Origin of the sequence: Elizabethkingia miricola (assembly GCF_001675285.1) — a bacterium.
GTDB classification, from domain to species: domain Bacteria; phylum Bacteroidota; class Bacteroidia; order Flavobacteriales; family Weeksellaceae; genus Elizabethkingia; species Elizabethkingia miricola.
Map to the genome: position 1 here is coordinate 34500 of NZ_LSGQ01000027.1, position 21670 is coordinate 56169.

Genomic DNA, 21670 nt, shown 5'->3' on the forward strand with positions numbered 1-21670 from the left:
AAAAAAGAGAAATTTTAATCCTCTTTTTTCCATTAAAGTTAGTTTAACCCTCAATTCCCATAAAATCAAAGCTTACAGGAAGTGTATAAGTTCATTTTTATGGCATTACAGTAACATTTGTTCCTTGTGTATGTGCATTCATCTGAGGCGCGTAGTAATTCTGCATTGTCGTAATTCCGTTAGAAAACTTACCTGCAATATTAGCTACCACATCATATTCGAACACATATTTACCTTTTGGCATCTGTTCTATATAGAAGTTGGTAGATGCATCTTTAGTCGACTGATAGTAACCTAAATTATTCTTCCACTGGTATCCGGATAACACTTCTGTTGGTTCGAATCCTGCGGCTCTCATATCTTTGATATGGATATACTCCATTGGACGGTCTGTATTCAGGATCATTCTCACTGTTACTTTATCTCCTACACGAAGTGGTGTATCAGCTGTAATCTTTTTAAGTTCTTCTCCGTTTTCTGTTTTCACTTTTTTGTAAAGCTCTTTGGTCACAGAAATATAGGTTTCAGAAGATTTCACTTTATCCAAATCTTCATAATACTGCCAGAACAATCCTCCCTGAACAATACCAGGACCTGGTTTGGTTACGGTTACTTCAGCCAGTTTTTTATCCAGTTCAGGAGATTTTACAGCAGACTTGATATAACCTGTTGCCTGAACATCAGTTTTTGTCAACTCTTTACCACCCCAGACTACAGTTGCTTTGTCCGCTTCCGGAGTTGTCCATGACTTACCGCTGTTCATTATTGTATAGATAACTTCTGCAGTAGCACGGCTGGTTTCCCAATGGTTGACTTCTTTCTGAGTTATCAGCCAGATTTTCATATCTTCTATAATTGCATCATTAGGTTTCAGCTTATTGAATGCCTGCATTGCCAAAGCATGGTTAATTGCTTTCGAAGCATACCAGCCCCATGCATCCAGATTCTGCTTCCAGTATACACCCTGAGTTTTAGTATCTGTAGACGTTTCTTTCAGATAGGTCATCAGTTTATCAGAAACATCTTTCAATCCATAGTTATTGAATAATAATGCAGCTCTTGATAATCCGTAGAATGTAAAATCTGTAATCTTAGCTGTTTTTGCTTTAGCAATAACCTGAGATTTCAGTGTTGCGCCTGTATTTTTTAATGGGTATTGAGCTTCCCAGTAATGACGTGTATCCAGATAATCCAATACCAGATTGCTCCACGGATTCATATCTTTTGGTTTCCAGTAACGGTTGATCTCACGGTCCAAATAAGCCGTTAATGCACTTACCATTTCATTTTGCGGTGTATTCTGATAATCGTTCACGCCGCCTTTATCTTTCAGCCATTCGTTTACTTTTCCTAAATTTTTAAGAATATAAAGCGATGTAGAGAAGCTGCTTGGAGAACCTGCATACCATGAGAACCCACCATCACCATTTTGCAATTGTTTTAGTGTGCTCCAATCGTCTAAAATAGAGTTACGCATATTATTGGCATCAAACAGACGTGCTAACATTTGCATTTGCTGTTTCTCATCTTTAGCCTCGAATACCCAAGGTGTTTCTTCTAATAAAAGCTGCTTCAGTTCCTGATTTTTCTCCAGATTACTTTCCAATAAGCCTTTCTCCTGATATTCTTCAAAGATTTTCTTCATTCTCGGATTAGCCTTAAATATTTCAGAAGCCAGAACATCTGCAAACCATTTATTGAATACTACATCTGCTGAATTATTAATATCATTCTTCAGACTTGGTAATGCAAACAGCACTTCCCAAATTGGATTGGTTGTCAGCTCTAATGTATTAGAAACATTGGCAATTGTTGTCGAGTTATTCGATTTCAACTGATCCAGTACAAAAGTCTTAGTTTGCCCTTCTTTTACAAAAATTGGTAAGGCATCCGTTACCAACATTCTGTTTGGCAATACCGGAACTGCTTTTTGTTCACCATCACTGTACTGCCCTGCTTTTGCAACCGTTTTTATAATAATTCCGGAAACATCGTTTGGCACTTTGAAAGTCCAGTTAACAGATTTGCTTGAAGTTGCATTGATATCAAAATTCTGAATCAGATTATTCAGTCCGAATTTTGAAGAAATATCTTCGTTGGTATCAGCATTCAGAATTTGCAGCTGTACGCTACCACTTAAAGCTTTTTCTACAAGATTATTCAGCTTCACCTGCATATTAATTTCATCACCTTCACGTAAGAATCTTGGATAATTTGGAGTAACCGAGAAATCTTTCTGTGTAACAATAGTCTGCTCCAGTGTTGCAGCATTAGCATTTTTATCATGTGCCAGGAACATCAGCTTCCACTTGGTTAGCGCTTCCGGAGATGTAAATTCAAAACTTACATTTCCATCTTTATCTGTTTTTAAGTTTGGATAGAAGAATGCAGTTTCATTCAAATTACTGCGAACAGGAACTTTGTCCAGATCTTCTTTTTTCTTCGCTTTACCATATCCAGTAACTACAACTGCTTCTACATCTCTAGTCTTTACACTATCTTTTTTAGCAGCAGCTACAGGTGCTGGTAATGCCATATCCGCAGTAGCTTCATAAGCTACATTAGCTTTCCGTAATGTGGATCCTCCTCTAATTCTGACATTAGTTGCAAGTCCACCTAGCGCTCCATACTGATCGAACCAGTTAAAATAAGGCTCAAATACGGTTTTAGCATTCAAATATTTTTCACGTTTATTAAAGCGTACAGAGTTTAGACTTTCTGTACCCACTCCATAATTTTGCTGTATAAATCTTTCGAAATTGAAATTTCTGAATGTATAAGTATTAGCAACGAACTGATCCAGTGACATATCGTACATATTAGCTAATAATTCAGCAACTGCTTTTTCTTTGTTCTTTCCGGTAATCTTCACCATCCACTTTTCTTTGCTTCCCGGCTGAATCTTATCACGGAAAGTGGTAAGTTCTATCTTCATAGGTTCTGTTTCATTACGAACCGGCAAGTTTGTAGAAAGTGTCTGAATATCATTATAAGCTGCTAAAGTAAACTGAAGGTTCAGTTGCTTCACAGCCGGATCCGTAGGAATTGCAATTTCATACTCCAACACACCGTTTTTGATATATTTTTCTTCGGTTTTAGTCTCACCGTTTCCGTTTTGTACATATACATACACTTTAGCCTCCGGGATAGCAGAATAAAGATATACTTTGGCCTTTTCTCCTCTTGCATAATCTTTCTGATTATTCATTAATCTGAAGAAAGGTTTCTGTCCATTTCCTAAAGATTTTCTGTCCCATACCTCGAAGACTTTTTCAGTTTTTATAGTATCCTGTCCTTCGATGTTGTAGAATTCCAGTTTGTAAGTTCCAGCAGCCAATTTCCCAAGATTAAATTCTTCATCGGCAGCTGTTTTCTGCAGTACTGTTTGTTTCTCTTTTCTGTTATTCGCTAATTCGGATTTATCAAAGTAATCGTGTGGGAATTTCTGAATGAAATTCTCTTTAGAAAATACCGGAATATCCTGTACAAAATCTTTAAAATTATTTCTGAAAATACGCTCAGGAGATTCCAGAAGACTCAGTTTTGCCTGATAGCTTTTCCCCAGCTTCTGGTTATTGTAATTCTTAGTCGCAACCTTCACCTTTATATCTTCATTTGCAAAAGCTGGTTTTACTTCTTCAGTTTCTATAAAATGGCTTACAGAGGCTACACGGAATGTTGACGAATTCTCCTGTGTTTCGCCATTGGTATCTGTCACCGATGCATTTATCACATATTCGTTTACCTGTATTCCTTTTAGTTTGTCATCTTTTTTCAGGTCTACAGGAATATCAAATTCACCCTTTTCATTGGTTTTAATAGTTCCCAGAATTGAATTTTCGTTAGATGTTGGTGTGAACCAGTAGAAATAACGGTAACGAATATCCTGTTTCTTAATTTCATAATTCAGCGTAGCATTGCTTAGCGGAACTCCCGAGAACGAAACAGCTTTGCCTTTCATATGAATGGTTTGGCCAAATTTATATTCACCTTTAATATCTTCAAAGGTAATTTCGAAATTCGGGCGTTTGTATTCTTCTACTCTGAAGCTTACGGAACCTTCATCCGTTTCCAGCATAAACTGACCGTTTAATTTTCCTTTTGGCAAAATAAAGTTTCCGCTGTAGCTCCCAAATTCATTTGTTGTAAATGTCTGCTCCGAAACATCTTCACCATTGGCATCTACAAGCGTTATTTTTTGCTTCATCCCAACTACAACAGTTTCCTTTTTGTTACTGTATTGGGTATTAATCACTTTGAAATAAACAGTTTGTCCGGGTCTGTAAATAGCTCTGTCCAAAAATATCTGAGCTGTCTTTTCGGCAGCATCAACTCGTGGCTGATCATAATAATTCCCGCCATAAGCTTCTATAAAGCTGATGTTTTTCTCCGAATCTTCAATCAAATAACGTTTGTAATTTTGGGTTTTATTTTCCGGGAACACAAAAATACCCTGCGGATCTGTTTTAGCAGAAGATTTAACTACAGGCTTGTTATATTCGCTATAGTCATAAAAAGTAAGGCTTGTATTTTTCTTAGACTCACCATTATTTCTGCTGATCAGCCTCAGTACATTATTAGACCCGTTACTCAAAATTTTATTATAGATAATACGGGAATCTGTTACGGAGAACCAGTAGCTTCCCTGAGATTTCCCTTCTACAATATATTCAGCAATGTAAAGACCATTCTTCAATGCGGAAAGTTCTACAGAAGAAATATGGTTTTTATAATCTCCTGTATTCTTCAACTGATAATTTTCTTTTTTTACCAGTTGTTTCGCAACCTTTAACAAGGGGTTTCTATAGCTGTCTTTAATATGGCTGATAAATGAATTGATATCAGTTACCTGATAAATATTCATGGCAAAAGCATCTGCATTTTTATAGTTAACAGATAAGTGAATAGGCTGTTGAGGTAATGTGAACGATTCATAACTTACCGTGATCACCGGAGTTGTAATACTATTCTCTGTATTTTTTATATTATTCTGAAACTCGCTCTTAGGATACATTTCCTTTGCTTTTTTCAAAATAGACATTGCCTCTTTAGGATTTGCAGAAGCCAGACCTCCAGCTATATCATTCAGAATATAGATTTTGTAATCTCCATCTGTGGAAGAATTTATAATTGCTTCATATTTTTTGCGGGCTTCCGCTTCTGATAATTGACCAAAACTTACCTCATACTGGGCTTTAAGATATTCATAAAACAATTTAGGGTTTCCTGAATTAGATGCAATCTGATCATTATAAATTTCCAGAATTTTAGCATTATTTGCTTTTAATTCATTTGGCGTAAATAATACATTATCCTTTAAAAAGTCTACATGCTGTAAAGCAACCCAGTCCTGAACAGACGGGAAGTAAGCAATATCCTGTGTATTGGTAAATAACTTCTGATATTTGGTCATGGAAATTTTACGAATTTCATTTTTAACCTTTCCAAGATCATTGAAGCCCTGTGTAAAGTATTTCTTAAAATCCAGTTTAGACCAGGTTTCAATCTGACCAAAGTCCTGATTGTCTATATTGGTTCTGTCCTGAATTTTCCATTGATTTCGTTTTAAATAATCGTCCACAAACTTTATCTGTAAAGCACGATACACTAATAACTCGTCTCCTTTCAGATTCTTTTCCTGCTTTTTTATTTTGTCAAAAAACTGGCTTGCAGAATCATTTTTCTCATCGTCACGCGTTTGGTTGACAATGACAAACTCTGCCTTCAGGGCATTGATTAACTCAATGGTGTTGTTATCTTTCATAGCTTGTTTCTGAATATCCAATACTATTGGCAAATTGGATTTTACCATTCCTTTTGCATAATTATCGTTAATCTTTTTCCATTGCTGATCATAGTAATTCTGGGCATGTAATGAGATACCCGATAAAATGACCAACAGCAGGCTAAAAATTTTGGCAATGCGTTGCATAAATATTTATTTTTGATGTGTGTTAAATTTACTTAAAAAATACATTGTAGACAGTCAGATTTATGTTTCTTTAATGGGAACTTTACTTACACTGTTCTTTATGGCAGAGCGAATACCGTTCCGTTCTGCACTTATCCTTCTTATATTCCTTACTTTTCTGAATGGTTATCTGTATACAAAATACCAGATGACACGGAGGCTTTTTGGTTATGTATTGCTTTTCAATACACTCACTTTTATCTTTTGTGTCACAGTTATTATTCACAGGCATCATCCTGAATCATTAATTAAATGGCTTTTTATCATCATTTTAGGTTTTTTATATAACACTCAGTTTCTTAATACATTTATCCGGAAAATTCCGTTTATCAAAATCTTTCATGTCGCTCTTGTATGGGCGCTGATCAATTCCTGGCTTATTATGCCTGTGATACAATGGGATGTTTTCTTCATTACTTTTTTCTTAGTCTCAGGTCTTATTTTACCTTTTGACATTCGGGATATGCAATATGATACTGTTACTACATTTCCGCAGATTATCGGTATTCAGAATACTAAATATCTGGCTTATCTGCTGTTATTTTTTTCATCACTCATTGCTGTTTTTTCCTTACAATCAGATTTCGCTTTCTGCTATTCACTGTCTGTAGCTGTTGGTTTTATATTTATTTATTTCGCTCAGCCATCGAGGCCTGATGCTTATTATTCTTTCGGAGTAGAAACCGTTAGCGGCCTTCCGTTTTTGCTTCATCTCCTTCAGAAATTATTCTGATTGTTGTATCTTTACACAAGTTTTTTCCAAGTATGCTGATACAATCTATTCGCTTAAACAATTTTAAAAATCATGCTTTCCGCCAATTTGACTTTTCACCACAAATCAATTGTTTTGTCGGGAACAATGGCGTAGGCAAGACTAATATATTAGACGCATTATATTACCTTTCGGTTGGAAAAAGTTTTCTGGGCAATACAGATCAGAATAATATTTTGCAAGGTGAAGAGTTCTTCAACATCGAAGCAATGGTAGCTGACGATGAAAAAGAAAATATTATAAAAGTTCAGCAGCCGCTGAATTCTAAGAAGATTATTAAGAAAAATGACAAGTCGTACGATCGGCTTGCTGATCATATAGGTTTTCTTCCTTCAGTTATTATTTCACCTTATGATAACAATCTGATATCAGATTCGGGGGAAGCGCGCAGAAGATTTCTGGATGGTATGATCTCTCAAACCGATACCGAATATCTTTTCCATATAATCCAATACCAAAAAACGATTCAGCAAAGAAATGCTTTACTAAAAGCTTTTCAGAAGAACCGTTACTTTGATGCCGATTCTCTGGATATTTATCAGCACCATCTGATAAAGTCCGGGAATATAATTCATGAGAAGAGAAAGTCGTTTAATGAGAAGTTCTCTCCTATTGTACAGAAATTCTACCAGTTGATTTCTGATGGAAAGGAAGACATAGAAATCAATTACCAGTCTGATCTTTCAGAACAGGATTTTGAAGCAATTCTGATTCAGAATCTGGAAAAAGACAGAATATTGACTTATACCTCAAGAGGTACTCATAAGGATGATCTTAATTTTCTTATGCGCCAGTTTCCACTAAAAAAGACAGGATCACAGGGACAGCAGAAAACTTTCCTTATCAGTCTGAAGCTTGCGCAAATGCAGATGATAAAAGATATCACCGGAAAATCACCTATTCTTTTACTGGATGATATTTTTGACAAACTGGATGACAACAGGGTAAGTCAGTTAATAGCGCTGGTAAATAAAGAGAACTTCGGGCAAATTTTTATTACGGATACCCATAAAGACCGTACACAATCTATTGTACAACGTATTAATGAAGAAAGCAGAATTTTTGAGTTATAGTTGTCCACAATTCTTTGGAAAGTGATAAAAACTAAAACCACATAGATACATAGAATACAGATTACTGGTCGTTTTACATAGTTAAACACAGACCTCTATATTTCTATAGTGTATCAGAAGTATCTTTAAACCACTTTAAAACGATGTTCCTCTATGGTTAATAAATTTATTATAATTAGAGATTACACAATTTGAATAAAATCAATAGATTTAGAAATGAAAAAAAAGAAACGCGAATATATGTCTTCTGAATTGGTTCAATCTTTTATAAAGATCTACGGGCTGGAAGAAAAAATGGAGGCTATTGCTATCCGGGATTTTCTTGAAGATTATCTGGACGAATCTCTTTATCAGGAAATCACCAGTGTCTCTTTGAAAGACGGTATGCTGGATATAAAAATTAAATCACCTCTTCTGAAAAATGATTTCAGAATGCGTAAGACTTTTTTTCTACAAAAATTCCGTGGTGTAATCGGCGAAGAAAAGATTAATGACCTTCAGTTTTTGTAATATTCGTACTTTTCATTAGATCCATTGCACGCTCATCCAGTCTCGAACGGATTGGCAGGAAGAATCTCAAGGGGTTTCTGAAGAAATAACGGAAGATCTCTGCGATAATCAATCTTACCTCCCCCATATTTACTTTTCTCGAACGGAATGCCAATACCATAGATAATCCAAAGCTTACCAGGAAGTTGAAGAATCCTATTAAGAAGACTGTTATAAAGGAGATCCAGAAAGCATAAGTGGTTACATTAAAATCTTTACCATAAAGACCTAACGCAAAGTTTCCGGCCGCAAATGTAATATGTCGAATATCCAGATCCAGACCTAAGAAAAGCCCTATTGGCGCTGTTGCTCCCAGGAAAATACCAAACCAGAAGTTGGATACAATTCCGCCCCAGTTACGGGAATAATAGACAGATAGGTTTCTGGCAAACTTTTCTCCGAAGAAATAATTGATAAACGGATTTTTTGCAATACGCTTTGGAATCTGATAAAAAACTCCTGTATTGCTCACATTTCCGGCTATAATACCCGAAATAAAAAGGAAAAACCCTGCTATACAGGCGTGGAAAATAGCTTTAGAATGTATAGGATCCAGATCCTGTAATAATTTGGATGATTTGTCTATTGCAAGGTTTTGTTTAAAAATAATTTCTAACCCGTAAATAATGATTAATGCTACAGGGAATGAAAGCAATACGTTCCCAACGAAAGCAATAAACTGTGAACGGAATAACTTAGAAACAAGGTGTGCAAAATCTATATAATTCTTCTTGGTATTACGTCCTTCGGAAAGTACTCTTGCCATAGTAGCAGCCGTCATTGCCGGCTGTTTGGTAGCAAGGGTGAAATTCATCAGATAGATCATTACAAATCCCATCGCATAGTTAAAAGAATACATAAATGCATGTACAAAATCACTACTATGACTATAACTATACAACATTTTCAGTACACACAATGCCCCTACAATAACACCACCACCGGAAGACTTCAGAAGCATCTTAAAATAATCCTTTCTTCCTGTAGTAATATAATGGGTCCCTACTTCTGAAGTATGGGTTGTAATAAGGTGAGAAATAAGCCTTGTACTGTCTGATACAAGATCTGAAATATTATTTTTATGAGATTTGAAATCCAGAATACTGAAAAATAATTGTCTTGATTTTTTCAGGTAATCATCCGGATTATCTATTACCAGCAGGTTAAGAATAATGCTTACTCTCTCCAACTGCTGACGGATCTTCAGCAAAGACTGATTAATCTTATTGGAAATCCCATATTTAGAAGCATTTTTAAAGGCCAGATTCACAAACTCCTGACACTGCTGCAGGTAGACCTTCATTTGCTTATAGATCTCTGATTTCGAATTCAATTCGGTTGCAGGATCTTTTTTAAACTCTTCTAAAAGCAAATCCAGTTCATTTTGTAATGCCAAAAACGGATTATCGAAGTTTTTGTACTCCGGCGCCATTCTCACAACATCTACATCCAGCGCATTTCCGATAACACGCCACGCCAGGATATTCATAGAGAACATTAGCTCATTTTTCACTTTTGGATTGCGAATAAAATCATCGATTTTAAGCAGTCTGAAAAGTTCATCCATCTCAGCATCTGAAATGCTTTTCAGGTAAGTCAGATCTTTTTTGGTATGTACAGAAACAGTGTCTACCAGATAAGAAACAGAATTTTCGTTATCTACAGAAGGCAGAATTTTGTTTAGTATTCTTTTCTTTAATTCCGGATAAAAGGCATTCTCCGAAAGGATATCGGCTTCAGTAAGGGATAAATTGAAGGGTTTTCCGTCAAAAAGATTCCGGATATAATATCCGAAATTATCACATATCTCCGGATTATTCTTCAGATAAGCTAAAAAGACCTCAAAATCCTCCTGTACAATACTGTTAAATACATCTTTAAGAGGTTCTAAGGATTTTGTTTCGTTTTTAAAAACGAAATATTTCTTTAGAATATTGTTAAAATTATCTTTATTTCTTCTGAGGAGCCTTCCCATAATCTGTACTGCTAAGATATCAATTTAACTTCATATAACCCATTTGTTTCATAATCCAGCTGTGCTTTTTCTGTAAGTACGGCGACGGATTTTTAGGATCATATTTCTTTGGATTTGGTAACACTGCTGCAATCCAGGCAGCTTCGCTTTTGGTTAAATCTTTTGCAGATTTATTAAAATAATATTTAGAAGCAGCTTCTACACCGAACACTCCGCGCCCCATCTCAATGGAGTTCAGGTAGCGTTCCAGAATAATATCTTTATTCCAGAGGTGCTCTATAATAAAAGTATAAACAACTTCAAGACCTTTCCGCACCCAGCTTCTCCCGTTCCACAGGAATATATTTTTGGCTGTCTGCTGGGAAATTGTACTTCCGCCCTGAACAGTTTTCTTATTTTTCTTTTCGTTGTGCTTCATTGCTCTTTCAATAGCTTTGAAGTCGAAACCATTGTGCTTGAAATAGTTTTGATCTTCACTGGCTATTACCGCAAGCTTTACATTATCTCCCATTTCATCAAACGAAATATAATCGCGGTCTAATTTTCCGTATTCTGCAAGCCCTCCCAACTGAATAAAAGTAATAGGCGGATTAAAAAATCTTCCCCATATTACAGCCAGTATATTGAAGACTATAACAATAAAAATAACTCTTTTAATAAACTTCCACATAAGTCGAAATATGTCGCAAAAATAAGCTTTTTAATTTTTTGAAAAAATATTGATTATTGTTTTAAAAGCCGATATGTAAAAGTTATATGAGCCTATACCTATAAATAAACAAACCTGATATCGCTTAAGTGCAATAACAGGTTATTTTTCAATACGTTCTGTTGTTTTTTTTAGTTCAGGGAATGAACTTGTCTTTTCAGGAAGTCAAAGAAGAAAAGTTTATCGAATAAACTGTCGATATTTTTTTGCCGGATAAAATCCAATGCAGAGTTTGCATCCTCTGTGTCTCTTTCCCTTACAAATACAAACCATAATTCTTTAACCCCACCATGATTTCTTTTAGCCTCTGTAGCCAGCTGTTTATATGAAACGGTATTATGCAGACTATTGATATCACAAAAGAAAATTCCTTTGTCCCCGCCTTCGTCAACAATTACATTTACTTTTCCCTTTAGCACGTACTCAGATCCTTTTATAGAAGAGCTGCAACATTCTATAAAACGGCTAAGATCTGCAAGCTGTACTATTTTTTCTTCTTTTTGTTGCTCTGTTAAAGTACTATCATTCAGGATCAGGTTGGATAAATCGGTGAATTCCTTTAGGTCCATAAGATTAAATTATAATGAGCAAAAGAAGGTAAATAGAACACATTAATTTTTATTTTTATATCAAATCCGCTTTTTTTTATACAAAACTGTCATTTATAATTTTGTATAAAAGGATGACGGGTTTGTATAATTTTTTAAATAATACTTCCGAATATTTTAGTTTTGCAAATTATTAATATGAATATGGAAGATGTCCAGGACATTCAGGTCAATGGTTTTATTAAGTTTCTTGTAGAAGACCGCTACAGGATTATCCGTCATGTTATTTTTATCATCGGGCTTTTCCTTTTATTCTATAGCAGTAACCCCAAAGTAACATCAGATTCTTCACAGATTTATAAATTTTACATGGTATTGCTGGGATGGTCTGTTTTTATTACCATGTTTTATGTCAACATGTATATTCTGGTGCCCTATTTCTTCTTCAGATCCAAATATCTACTGTATCTGCTTCTGCTCATTATTCTGGTTGCTGTCAGTTTATCTTTTATAAGCTATATCATCAATAACAACACTACATTCAAATTCCGGGAGGACAAAAGCTTGTACAGCGGTATCATTATTTCTACACCAATTATATTAACAACCACAACTCTGAAACTATTCCAGAGGTGGATAAAAGATAAAGAACGAATTTCTGAGCTTAAAAATCTTTCTTTGTCAATGGAACTGGATGTGCTAAAAAATCAGATTAATCCACATTTCCTTTTCAATATGCTGAATAATGTAAAAGCATTGATCAGAAAAAATCCGGAGCAGGCTACAGAGGTTTTGATGAAGCTTTCGAGTTTTTTGCGTTATCAACTTTATGAAAACAACGACAAGACGACTCCGCTTACAGGCGAGATCAATTCACTTTCCAATTTCCTGAATCTTGAGGAATTAAGACGTGAAAATTTCACAGCTGTCATCAATCACAATCAGGATATTCAGTCCTTCAACAGTATTTTTATCCCCCCAAATCTGTTTACGACTTTTGTAGAAAACGCTGTTAAACACAGTGTAGATCTTGCGGATAATAACACCTATATTATAATTGATTTTACTGTAGAAAATTCCAGATTAATTTTTACCTGCCGAAACTCTGTAAGTCCGGATTTATCTCTGGAAGAAGACCGTTATAGCGGCTTAGGACTTAAGAATATCAAAAGAAGACTGGAGCTATTGTACCAAAATCAGTACAGTCTGGATATTATTTCGACAGAAACCGAATATATTGTAAATTTAACAATACCCCTATCCTTATGAACTGTATAATTGTAGACGACGAGCCGTTGGCAAGAGAAGAAATGAGATCATTAATTAATGAAGTATCTTCTGTTGAAATACTGGGAGAATTTTCTAATGCTCTTACTGCTCTTAGTTTTCTAAAAGAGAATAAAACTGATCTTATATTTCTGGATATACAGATGCCTAAAGTAACAGGATTGGAATTTGCAGAAATGGTTCCTGAAGAAACGCTGATTGTCTTTACAACAGCCTATCCTCAGTATGCGCTGAAAAGTTATGAACTGGACGCTATAGACTATCTATTGAAACCGGTAGAAAAGCAGAGATTAAAAAAAGCGATTGACAAGGCCCTTTCATATAAAGAATTGTTTTCCCAGGCTACAGTAAAAAATACAATTGAGGCCAGTAATGACGCTTCTCTAATGATAAAGGCGGATAAAAGATATTATAAAATCCAGCTCGATGACATTCTCTTTATCGAAGGCTTAAAAGATTATGTTGTTATTTACACACAAAATCAGAAGCTTATTACAGCTATGAATCTTAAAACCATTCATCAAAAAATTTCATCTCCACTTTTTTTGCGGGTTAGTAAATCTTATGTGGTGAATATGCAGCATATTGAATCATTCGACAGCCATACTATTTATATTTGTGAACACGAGATCCCTATTGGTGAGGTATACCGAAATGATTTTTTTGATAAGTATTCCGGCGGGCTTATAGCAGGCAATTAGATCTGAATTGCATAATTAGTGAACTTTAGTCCATAAAAAAGTAATATAATTATTGGATTTTTAAAAAAAACTGACTCCAACAAGCAGAGAAATTTCTATAAACGGTCATTAAATCTTATTCATTTTAGTTTTTTTTAGACAATTTCACTAATTAAACAATTGTGACTAAATTAACACTTAAGATATCAATTACACAAAATATAACACAATAATTTTAACAAGTCATAACAGTACACTCTTTTTATTCAGGTGGTAATAATATCAAAAATAAACATCTACTAATTAGATAGACTTTATATGATATAAATCATATCCGCTATTAGGGACGAATTTTGATTAATTAAATACTTTTGGTGCAGTAAAAAAATCAAATTCGTTTTATGAACACAAGTTTATCCGACGCTGTCCCGGGAAACTTCCCAACAGTATCTGCCCAAGAATCTTCTTGTACAAAAAACTATTATACACTGAAATATTTCACCTTTCAATGTATGTGTTATATGTATTCCATGTAATGCATTATTGAAGAGGTAATAAAAACGGGAGTTTAGATTCTTTCTCTTACTAAATCTCCTTTTTCCTTTCAATCTTCAGCACTTTTAATGCAACCTCCCTCATAGAAGGAGGCCGGATATTTATTATCTCTTTTCAGTAATAATGAACAGGGACTAAATAAACTATGTGTCTTCTCAAGATTTAAACTAAGATTAATATATAATGAAAAAACAACAATGTAAAATTGGAGCATTGGCCTTGATTCTGTTTGCGGAATATGGCTTTGCACAAACCAGGGACAGCCTGACCAAGGAAAATTCCATCAAGGAAGTCGTGGTAGTAGCCTTTGGTAAACAAAAAAAAGAAGAGATCACAGGATCTGTACAATCACTAAAAACAAAAGATCTGGCTAATCTTCAAAACGGTAATATTTTGCAGGGAATCGGCGGAAAAGTTGCCGGCGTACAGGTAATATCTTCCGGGCAGCCAGGTTCCCAACCAACCATAAGAATGCGTGGAATAGGATCCATCAATGCATCAAGTGATCCGTTAATTGTATTAGATGGTATTCCGTATAACGGAAACCTCAATAGTATTCCGGGAACAGATATAGAAAGTATTTCTTTTCTGGAGGATGCATCTTCCAATGCCTTATATGGTTCCAGAGGTGCCAACGGAGTAATTATTGTAAATACCAAAAGAGGAAAAACCAATGGCCTTCGAGTAGAAGCCGATGTAAAAACAGGTATAAATTTCAGATCTATAGAAGATTATCCGGTTTATACATCTCCAAAAGATTATTATACTGCATTTTATAACCGAGCCAGAGTCGGCGAAATCGCAAGACTGAAACAAACTGGAGCAGTTCCTACCGGAGCCTCTCCGCATGAAGTTGGAATCTCTGCCCTGAATAAGCTTGGGTACAATGCATACAACCTGCCTTTTAATCAGTTAATTTCACAAGATGGCTCGTTTAATCCTAATGCACAGTTATTGTATCAGGATGACTGGAAAAAGCTGCTTTTCAAACCATCCTTAAGAAGGGAGGCAAGTGTGGGAATTACAGCAAATAATGAGCAGGTAAAGTCTTATACTTCATTGAATTATCTGGATGACCAGGGTTACCTTATCTCTTCAGGGTTTGAAAGGTTTGGAATAAGGTCTAATTTGGATTATGCTATTACCAGTAAGCTAAAACTGACCAGTGGTTTATCATATACCCATAGCAAACAAAATTTTGGTGAAACCGGAGGCTTTTCCAATCCGTTTCAATTTGCCAGAAATATTGCCCCTTTTTACCCGGTATTTCTAAGAAATAATAACTACCAGATTGTTTATGATAAGAACGGAAAAGCTTTGTATGATTATGGAGACGGACAAGGCCCAAATGGAGCTGCAAGATCTTATGCTGTTTATGAAAATCCGGTTGGTAACCTTCAGCAGGATAAATCACAGACAACCAGCAACATTACCAATATAAACCTGGGATTAAACTATGAAATTATTAAGGGATTAGATTTCACTTATAACTTCGGTGCATATTTAGAAAACATAAAAGATCTCCGCTTTGGTAATACAATTGGAGGTACTTCCGCATCCGTTGGGGGCAATCTTACTATGAGTTCTATATTCAGAAATACCCTGAATCACCAGCAGTTGCTTACCTACCAGAAGAAACTAGGCAAACACAATTTCAATATTCTTGTAGGTCATGAACTTAACAAAACAAAAAGCGACAGGTTCTCAGGAACAAAACAGCAACTTGTATTGCCCAACTCTCTGTCCTTTGACAATGCTGTAAAAATTACAGATTTGTCAGGAAATGGCTATGAATATGCAGTAGAAGGTTATTTCTCCAGATTACTTTATAATTATGACAACAAATATTTCTTCAATGCCAACATCCGGAGGGATGGTTCTTCGGTTTTCTCTCCCGACAGCAGATGGGGTAATTTTTATGGCTTAGGAGCAGCATGGAATATTGCAAAAGAAGATTTTCTTAAAGAAAACAGCTTCATAAATACATTAAAGCTAAAAGCTTCATATATAATCGGCAAATCCATTTGTAAATAATCGAAAAACTAAATGTAAAGAAAAAACACACGCACAAATAAAAAAGCCTCTCAATTGAAAGGCTTTTTAAATATGTTTTAATTGATGTTTAAATTAGGATTCACAAAATTACGTATCCTGCTTTATCTTTTGTTTTTTGGCTTAAAACACTCCATTTATAGCCTTTCTTTTCAAAATGAGGCATATCCTTGAATGTCGCCCAATTACCGCCCCAGTCCCATCCAAAATGCTTGAAAACAGCAACGCATTCCATCCAGTCTGCAATACCATCTTTATCCCAGTCTGCCTTTGTGTCCCAACTAGCAGTTCTACCATCAATAATCAGTACGATATCGACCGCTAAACCATAATTATGAATGCTTTGACCAGGTTTTGCATTTGTAACTGTTTTTCCTGGTATAGTTCGCCCCTGGGCATAAAGTGCAGCCTGTTCTTGATCTGTTCGTAGACCTTGGGCTATTCTAACCTGTGAGCGTCCTGTAAGATTAGCGTTACATTCATTTATAATTGCCGTCACTTCATTTCTTACAGAAGGATGCAGCTTTGCAATCCTTTCTTGTGTTATTTTATCCATCTACTTTTTTTATAAAAGGTTAATTTTCCGAAATACACTAAAAGAGCTATCACTACTATTCCAACAGCTCCCAAACCTAATAGAGTTAAATAAGCCCCAAACTGTAAACCTGTTTTTTTAGATTCTGATTCCTTCTGCTTTTTATAGATATCGAAATTCTTTTGGAGATTTTCAAAGTTGTTTTGGAGAATTGAAATACTATCCTGGACTTGCATTAATAATGTTTTAGAAATGGTTTCTGATCCGAAATTTATAGCCTCATTACCTTGTATATCATATTCAGCCTCATTACCGGCAGCATCTTTTATTTTAACTTTTCTAGGTGCTTTTGGGATAGTTGAATCTTGTATTTGAGAATTACCAGGAACAATTGATAAATTCATTTTTCCAGATACAGTTTGCGAAAAATCAGTTATAGATCTATTGACTTTAACATCTGCTGTCCCTGATTTAGTTAATACCTCTTTTTCAGAGCTCCTTACTTCGCTAATTTGTTTTTTTTTATTCCAGGCTGCACAACTAAATAATAGAAATCCAGTTGTTATAATTACAATAATTGTTTTCATATTTCAAATACTTACTTTTTAAATGATATTTAATAGCTGTTTAAATTATAGCGGTTGCATTGTGTTAGCATTGAGCCAGCCACCGAGATATACAACCTTTATCCTTTGTGTCTTCAGGTAGCCTTCCAGCCCATCAGTTGGATTACTTGGAAGAGCGTCCCAGACATTAGCAGGCATATATGATAAGTTGTGTTCATCGTTGATAACTTTAACCCGAACACCAGCATCCCACGAGCCAACACCTTTTTCGCCTCCTTCCTTATGTACAACATATCTATCAATCGTTACACTAGACGTACCGGATTCCTGAATAATGTCTTTTTCGGAATACCACCACTTGGTAGTATCATTAATTATCTCGGTTTGATATACACCTAAATTAAGGTACGCCCCGTCACCCATTACGATTGGATTTCTGTTCATCTCCAAAATACATTGACCTATTCTAGCAGGATAGAATTTTTCAACATGCATTCCGTTAACATTTCCAGAGCCGATGTATTTGCCCAATTCCAAATGCTCCGTGGCGTAGAAACCTGTTCCAAAGCCTTGACATCTTAAATACACCCCGTCTATAGATGCGTGGTTATTCCACTTTGGAAGATATAATCCAATACTTTTAAGAGACGGCATTAAGAGCTTAGTCCCTGGCACAGAAGTACGAATAAACATTCTACCGAATTGGAAATTTGAGTTTGTACTCGCGTCAATTCCGGACATTGTATTCGATACAGGTGCACCGTTGGCTCCATGACTACGCAACATCATATAGATGTTATCCATGAATATGTTAACATTATTGAACTCACCAAAAACAGATGAATCACGTCCGGAACCTAATGAAATACACCAGTTAGTCTGGTTTGTATCTTGATTAAACAAGCTGCTGTAAAAACCACATCCAGCATAAGAAACAGGCATTTCGGCGATACTTTGCTCTTCCCAGATTGGTGCGTGCTCTCCGACAATACCTACGTTTTTTATCACCATTAAAGGTGTATAATCAATAGTTGGAAACATTACCTGTGCACGCTTACCGTTTGGCCATGTCTTAACCTCTCCACCAATCCTATACATACCCTTAAGGGCTATTTTTGCATTTACGATATTATTATCATTGAATATTTCATCAATACAAACCTGAAGAGCTGCTGTGCAATCTACGCTACTATCAGGAGAAAATGGATTTAAGGCTACAGCTCCATAGTCCTCTAAATAGTATATTTTTGAATTGGCGCTGATATTATTAAACTGGGATAATAATCGCACTGCATCATCACCCGTTAATTTCGGTTGTTTTACTTTGAAGGTGTAAGACCAAGATATACCAGCATCAACATTCGCTCCGGTTTCTGCACCTTCGACCATTGCAGTAGGTGAGAAATTTAAGCTATTTCCTAAAGCAGAATTATACTTAAAGTTTCTGTTATCTACATAAACGCCTAGGCGATCCCCGTTTTCAATATTAATAGTCTCACTTAATACTACAGTACTTACAGCATTTGGCGTGAAACCAGATACGGTGAATACCTTTATCGTTTTAAACATTAAACCTGTAGTTTTTCGAAGGACACAGAATTTAACATTGTCCGCATTTGCTGTCGAGGCATTCAGGGTGATTTCGGAAATAACTCCGGATATTGTAGCCGGGACATCAATTACCCGAACAACATTATAATTACTCACACTATCGCTATCTGTTCCAAAACCAAAGGTTAAGGGATCAGTGAACCCAGCCTTTTTAGTAATAGCTTCATCAAACAAGATATCAGAAGCATTATGAACATCTTTCATTGTCGCCACTCCGTTTGTACGGATGCCCTCCAATATATTTATAGCTTGGTCCCCTGTTAATTTGGGCTGTATAACTTTAAAATCATAACACCAGGATAAACTGGTATTATATGTTGCATTATTAGTACTTCCTTCTACAGCTGCATCGGTCGGCAATGATAAACAATTACCTGTAGTTACATTGGCGCTGAAGCTTCTACCATCTACATCAATACCCAAATAATAACCAGTCGCAATATTAATAGTTTCATTTAATACTACAGTACTGACAGCATTTGGTGTAAATCCGGACACTGTGAACACCTTGACCGTTTTAAAAGATGATGCACCGACTTTTTGCAGAATACAGAATTTAACATTATCGGCATTCGCTGTAGTTGTCTTTAGGGTAATTTCGGAAATAATACCGTCAATAGTAGAAGGTGTATCGTTAACCCTTACAAGTGAATAGCTGCTCACTTCGTTGGTCGTTGTTCCATAACCAAAGGTTAAAGGATCAGTGAATCCGGCTTTTTTGGTTACTGCCTGATCAAACAACTCATCAGAAGCATTATAAGTTGCCCTCATAGTTGATGCGTTAACATCATTTCCGGAGTCGAAAACCTTACTATTTTCCTTTGCGCCCTTTACTGCGGGAATCCATCTGGAAGACACCCCCGGAACATCGGCTCCGGTTGCAATCGAATTAGCTTCCCAAAGAGTATTGTCATATATAACCTGTGCCCCTTTATTATATGGATTTGTATTGCTCCATGTTGGTGTCAGGGAAGACGGTTTTTGATTACGTTCTTTTTGAGCTACACCATCTTTTACCTCGATGGTTACTTCATAAAAAGCCCCATTATTTTCAAAGTCTTCAGCTTTGGTCTCGATAGGCGTTCCTGTGGCATCTTTTAGATTGGTAAATGTGATAATAGCACCCTGTTCAACTTTATACCAGTAGGAACCAAATGCAGGAGGCTGTGAAGACATCACAGCTATACCCAGATAGGATTTATTAACAATATTCTCAGCCTCTTTTATTTTTTCGTCAAATGCTGCCAATAAACCATCCTCCGCACCTTTTTCCAGTTTCCCGTCCAAAGCATTTTTTAAGCCGGAAACGTTGTCTATAGTTATGGCATCATCTTTATGAACGAAACTATCCAGATTATCGCTAAATTGTTCTTCAGTTGGCTTTTTACCTTTCTGAAAATATGTTTTTAGTGTATTACGAGGTCTTTTCATTTTTCTAACCTTTAAAACGTATAAAAATTACTACTCGGTAAGGGTTCATTATGTCGTGAGCCTGATCACCTCCTAAAGCATTTGTTTTACCAGCAAATGGCTCACCGCTTGTGGATGTGATGGTATAGTTCCAATCTTCATTATCATTAGGAGAATCACCCTTTCCGGCTGCTGTAGCATTTGGATTATTGGCAATAGTTGAAGTATTCATCCCATCACCACCAAACAAGCTGAATCTATGTGAAGGAATTTCCGACATTGTTAGTGTATGCGTTTTATTACCACCTGCCTGAAGTACCTGTTTAAAGTCTAAATCATTAGGGTCTAAGCCTAGAGGAAAACGTCCTCTAAATTCGGTCGCCTCTTCCCATCCTTCAGGAATCTCATTTGCAGGACGCATGAATAATACTGGTGCGTTACCGTCAATAATTGGTTTTGAAGCACGTTCTAGTTTGGTTAAACGTGCTTCTATTTGTTGTAATGGAACAGAATTAATAAAATCATCAATTGTTTTAAATTTCCCTTCTAGGGTGTTTAAAGCAGGGATTCTTTTAAAATCAGTCCAGGGTAAAGAATCTTGTGAAAACCCGAAAGTTGCAAAACGATCGATAATAACATCTTTCATTTCTCCGTTTTCAAATTTCTTTTGGGTTATGATCTCACGGATAATAACAGTATTTTGTTTGGCTCCGCCTTTGAATTCTAAAAGCTCACCATTAATCATGACAATACCGTCACTGATTACTGCACCAGCATTTGTTTCCACACACCCGGAAATAATAGCCTTATTTCCCGCCATTCTCGCAACCCCTTCAACAATGGAATAAGCTGGCGTTATATCTGCCAGAGTTTCAGTTGTTACCTTAAAACCTCCGGTCTGATTATAGTTAAATGTTCTCATACTAATTCTATTCTAAATCTTTTACTTGCCAACCTGTAATAGTCTACAGTGTTATATATTTGATCGTAATAGTCTTTTAATGCTATAGGCACTTTGACTATAAAGTCTACCTGATCATCCGAAAACTCACTGGCCGGATATAAGATTAATTCGCCCAGGTATTTTGGTTTATTCTCTGAATCTGTGTAGATATAGGTTTCTTCTTTATTTATAGGGTCTTCTATAGTTATTCTCCGGTCTGAATCAAACTTATCATTCAATAATCCTCTCAAATGGCATAACTGGCTATTATGGACTGCACGTTCAATATTATAATCCCTGGTCTCTAAAAAAATATCATGCAGTTTTTCTAGCGTGATACATATAACGCTTATAAAAACACTGTATATATCACCTCGTAGAAATGGCGGGCATAGTAATAAACCAAATTTTCTAAAGTCAACTTTATACCACAT

General features: G+C 35.8%; 15 protein-coding genes. 6 read left to right on the top strand and 9 right to left on the bottom strand.

Annotation, left to right across the window (positions count from 1 at the left end):
- Nucleotides 1-97: 97 nt before the first annotated feature.
- Entirely contained in the window at nt 98-5932 is a 5835-nt protein-coding gene (locus tag ATE49_RS11990) for an alpha-2-macroglobulin family protein (RefSeq protein ID WP_065082374.1), read from the bottom strand.
- A gap of 19 nt (nt 5933-5951) precedes the next feature.
- Here ATE49_RS11990 and ATE49_RS11995 point away from each other — a divergent pair, with 19 nt between their 5' ends.
- The 3 genes from ATE49_RS11995 (at nt 5952) to ATE49_RS12005 (ending at nt 8326) form a co-directional block, all read left to right on the top strand.
- Nucleotides 5952-6704 (top strand): UbiA prenyltransferase family protein, encoded by a 753-nt coding sequence (locus tag ATE49_RS11995; RefSeq protein ID WP_081278469.1) that lies wholly within the window; start codon nt 5952-5954, stop codon nt 6702-6704.
- A 32-nt stretch (nt 6705-6736) separates the two neighbouring features.
- A complete protein-coding gene (gene recF / locus ATE49_RS12000; RefSeq protein ID WP_065082375.1) occupies nt 6737-7816 on the top strand; it encodes a DNA replication/repair protein RecF in 1080 nt (359 codons plus the stop codon).
- 216 nt (nt 7817-8032) lie between these two features.
- Complete coding sequence (locus tag ATE49_RS12005; protein WP_034871178.1) at nt 8033-8326, top strand: hypothetical protein; 294 nt, start codon at nt 8033-8035, stop codon at nt 8324-8326.
- On the opposite strand, the gene ATE49_RS12010 is transcribed toward ATE49_RS12005, so the two are convergent.
- From ATE49_RS12010 to ATE49_RS12020, 3 genes are all read right to left on the bottom strand, one after another.
- Nucleotides 8304-10340 (bottom strand): recombinase, encoded by a 2037-nt coding sequence (locus tag ATE49_RS12010; RefSeq protein WP_065082376.1) that lies wholly within the window; start codon nt 10338-10340, stop codon nt 8304-8306. The genes ATE49_RS12005 and ATE49_RS12010 overlap by 23 nt on opposite strands.
- 19 nt (nt 10341-10359) lie before the next feature.
- The gene (gene mtgA / locus ATE49_RS12015) at nt 10360-11010 is read right to left on the bottom strand and encodes a monofunctional biosynthetic peptidoglycan transglycosylase (protein ID WP_034871176.1); all 651 of its coding nucleotides are present in this window, start codon (nt 11008-11010) and stop codon (nt 10360-10362) included.
- A gap of 170 nt (nt 11011-11180) precedes the next feature.
- Entirely contained in the window at nt 11181-11618 is a 438-nt protein-coding gene (locus ATE49_RS12020) for a hypothetical protein (RefSeq protein ID WP_065082377.1), read from the bottom strand.
- 177 nt (nt 11619-11795) lie between these two features.
- Here ATE49_RS12020 and ATE49_RS12025 point away from each other — a divergent pair, with 177 nt between their 5' ends.
- From ATE49_RS12025 to ATE49_RS12035, 3 genes are all read left to right on the top strand, one after another.
- A complete protein-coding gene (locus ATE49_RS12025; RefSeq protein ID WP_065082378.1) occupies nt 11796-12866 on the top strand; it encodes a sensor histidine kinase in 1071 nt (356 codons plus the stop codon).
- Nucleotides 12863-13585, top strand: a complete 723-nt coding sequence (locus ATE49_RS12030) for a LytR/AlgR family response regulator transcription factor (protein WP_065082379.1) — start codon at nt 12863-12865, stop codon at nt 13583-13585. Before ATE49_RS12025 ends, ATE49_RS12030 begins: the two co-directional genes overlap by 4 nt.
- Before the next feature lie 717 nt (nt 13586-14302).
- Nucleotides 14303-16153: a SusC/RagA family TonB-linked outer membrane protein gene (locus ATE49_RS12035; RefSeq protein WP_260256180.1), complete on the top strand. Its 1851-nt coding sequence runs from the start codon at nt 14303-14305 to the stop codon at nt 16151-16153.
- 100 nt (nt 16154-16253) lie between these two features.
- Here ATE49_RS12035 and ATE49_RS12040 read toward each other — a convergent pair whose 3' ends face one another.
- From ATE49_RS12040 to ATE49_RS12060, 5 genes are read right to left on the bottom strand one after another with little or no spacing between them, the layout of a single operon-like run.
- On the bottom strand, nt 16254-16727 hold the full coding sequence (locus ATE49_RS12040; RefSeq protein WP_065082380.1) for a M15 family metallopeptidase: 474 nt from the start codon (nt 16725-16727) through the stop codon (nt 16254-16256).
- Nucleotides 16715-17293: a hypothetical protein gene (locus tag ATE49_RS12045; protein WP_065082381.1), complete on the bottom strand. Its 579-nt coding sequence runs from the start codon at nt 17291-17293 to the stop codon at nt 16715-16717. The genes ATE49_RS12040 and ATE49_RS12045 overlap by 13 nt, the downstream gene beginning before the upstream one ends.
- A 45-nt stretch (nt 17294-17338) precedes the next feature.
- Nucleotides 17339-20314 carry a hypothetical protein gene (locus tag ATE49_RS12050; RefSeq protein WP_065082382.1) on the bottom strand — a complete coding sequence of 992 codons (2976 nt, stop codon included), beginning with the start codon at nt 20312-20314 and terminating at the stop codon, nt 17339-17341.
- A 4-nt stretch (nt 20315-20318) separates the two neighbouring features.
- Nucleotides 20319-21215, bottom strand: a complete 897-nt coding sequence (locus ATE49_RS12055) for a hypothetical protein (RefSeq protein WP_065082383.1) — start codon at nt 21213-21215, stop codon at nt 20319-20321.
- On the bottom strand, nt 21212-21670 hold the full coding sequence (locus ATE49_RS12060; protein ID WP_065082384.1) for a hypothetical protein: 459 nt from the start codon (nt 21668-21670) through the stop codon (nt 21212-21214). Before ATE49_RS12060 ends, ATE49_RS12055 begins: the two co-directional genes overlap by 4 nt.

Bases quoted from the DNA above. Each gene is read 5' to 3' on its own strand.
- ATE49_RS12045 (WP_065082381.1), bottom strand. From the start codon at position 17,293: ATGAAAACAATTATTGTAATTATAACAACTGGATTTCTATTATTTAGT.
- ATE49_RS12035 (WP_260256180.1), top strand. From the start codon at position 14,303: ATGAAAAAACAACAATGTAAAATTGGAGCATTGGCCTTGATTCTGTTT.
- ATE49_RS12055 (WP_065082383.1), bottom strand. From the start codon at position 21,215: ATGAGAACATTTAACTATAATCAGACCGGAGGTTTTAAGGTAACAACT.
- ATE49_RS11990 (WP_065082374.1), bottom strand. From the start codon at position 5,932: ATGCAACGCATTGCCAAAATTTTTAGCCTGCTGTTGGTCATTTTATCG.
- recF (WP_065082375.1), top strand. From the start codon at position 6,737: ATGCTGATACAATCTATTCGCTTAAACAATTTTAAAAATCATGCTTTC.
- ATE49_RS12050 (WP_065082382.1), bottom strand. From the start codon at position 20,314: ATGAAAAGACCTCGTAATACACTAAAAACATATTTTCAGAAAGGTAAA.
- ATE49_RS12020 (WP_065082377.1), bottom strand. From the start codon at position 11,618: ATGGACCTAAAGGAATTCACCGATTTATCCAACCTGATCCTGAATGAT.
- ATE49_RS12030 (WP_065082379.1), top strand. From the start codon at position 12,863: ATGAACTGTATAATTGTAGACGACGAGCCGTTGGCAAGAGAAGAAATG.
- ATE49_RS12005 (WP_034871178.1), top strand. From the start codon at position 8,033: ATGAAAAAAAAGAAACGCGAATATATGTCTTCTGAATTGGTTCAATCT.
- mtgA (WP_034871176.1), bottom strand. From the start codon at position 11,010: ATGTGGAAGTTTATTAAAAGAGTTATTTTTATTGTTATAGTCTTCAAT.
- ATE49_RS12040 (WP_065082380.1), bottom strand. From the start codon at position 16,727: ATGGATAAAATAACACAAGAAAGGATTGCAAAGCTGCATCCTTCTGTA.
- ATE49_RS12010 (WP_065082376.1), bottom strand. From the start codon at position 10,340: ATGGGAAGGCTCCTCAGAAGAAATAAAGATAATTTTAACAATATTCTA.
- ATE49_RS12060 (WP_065082384.1), bottom strand. From the start codon at position 21,670: ATGTGGTATAAAGTTGACTTTAGAAAATTTGGTTTATTACTATGCCCG.
- ATE49_RS12025 (WP_065082378.1), top strand. From the start codon at position 11,796: ATGAATATGGAAGATGTCCAGGACATTCAGGTCAATGGTTTTATTAAG.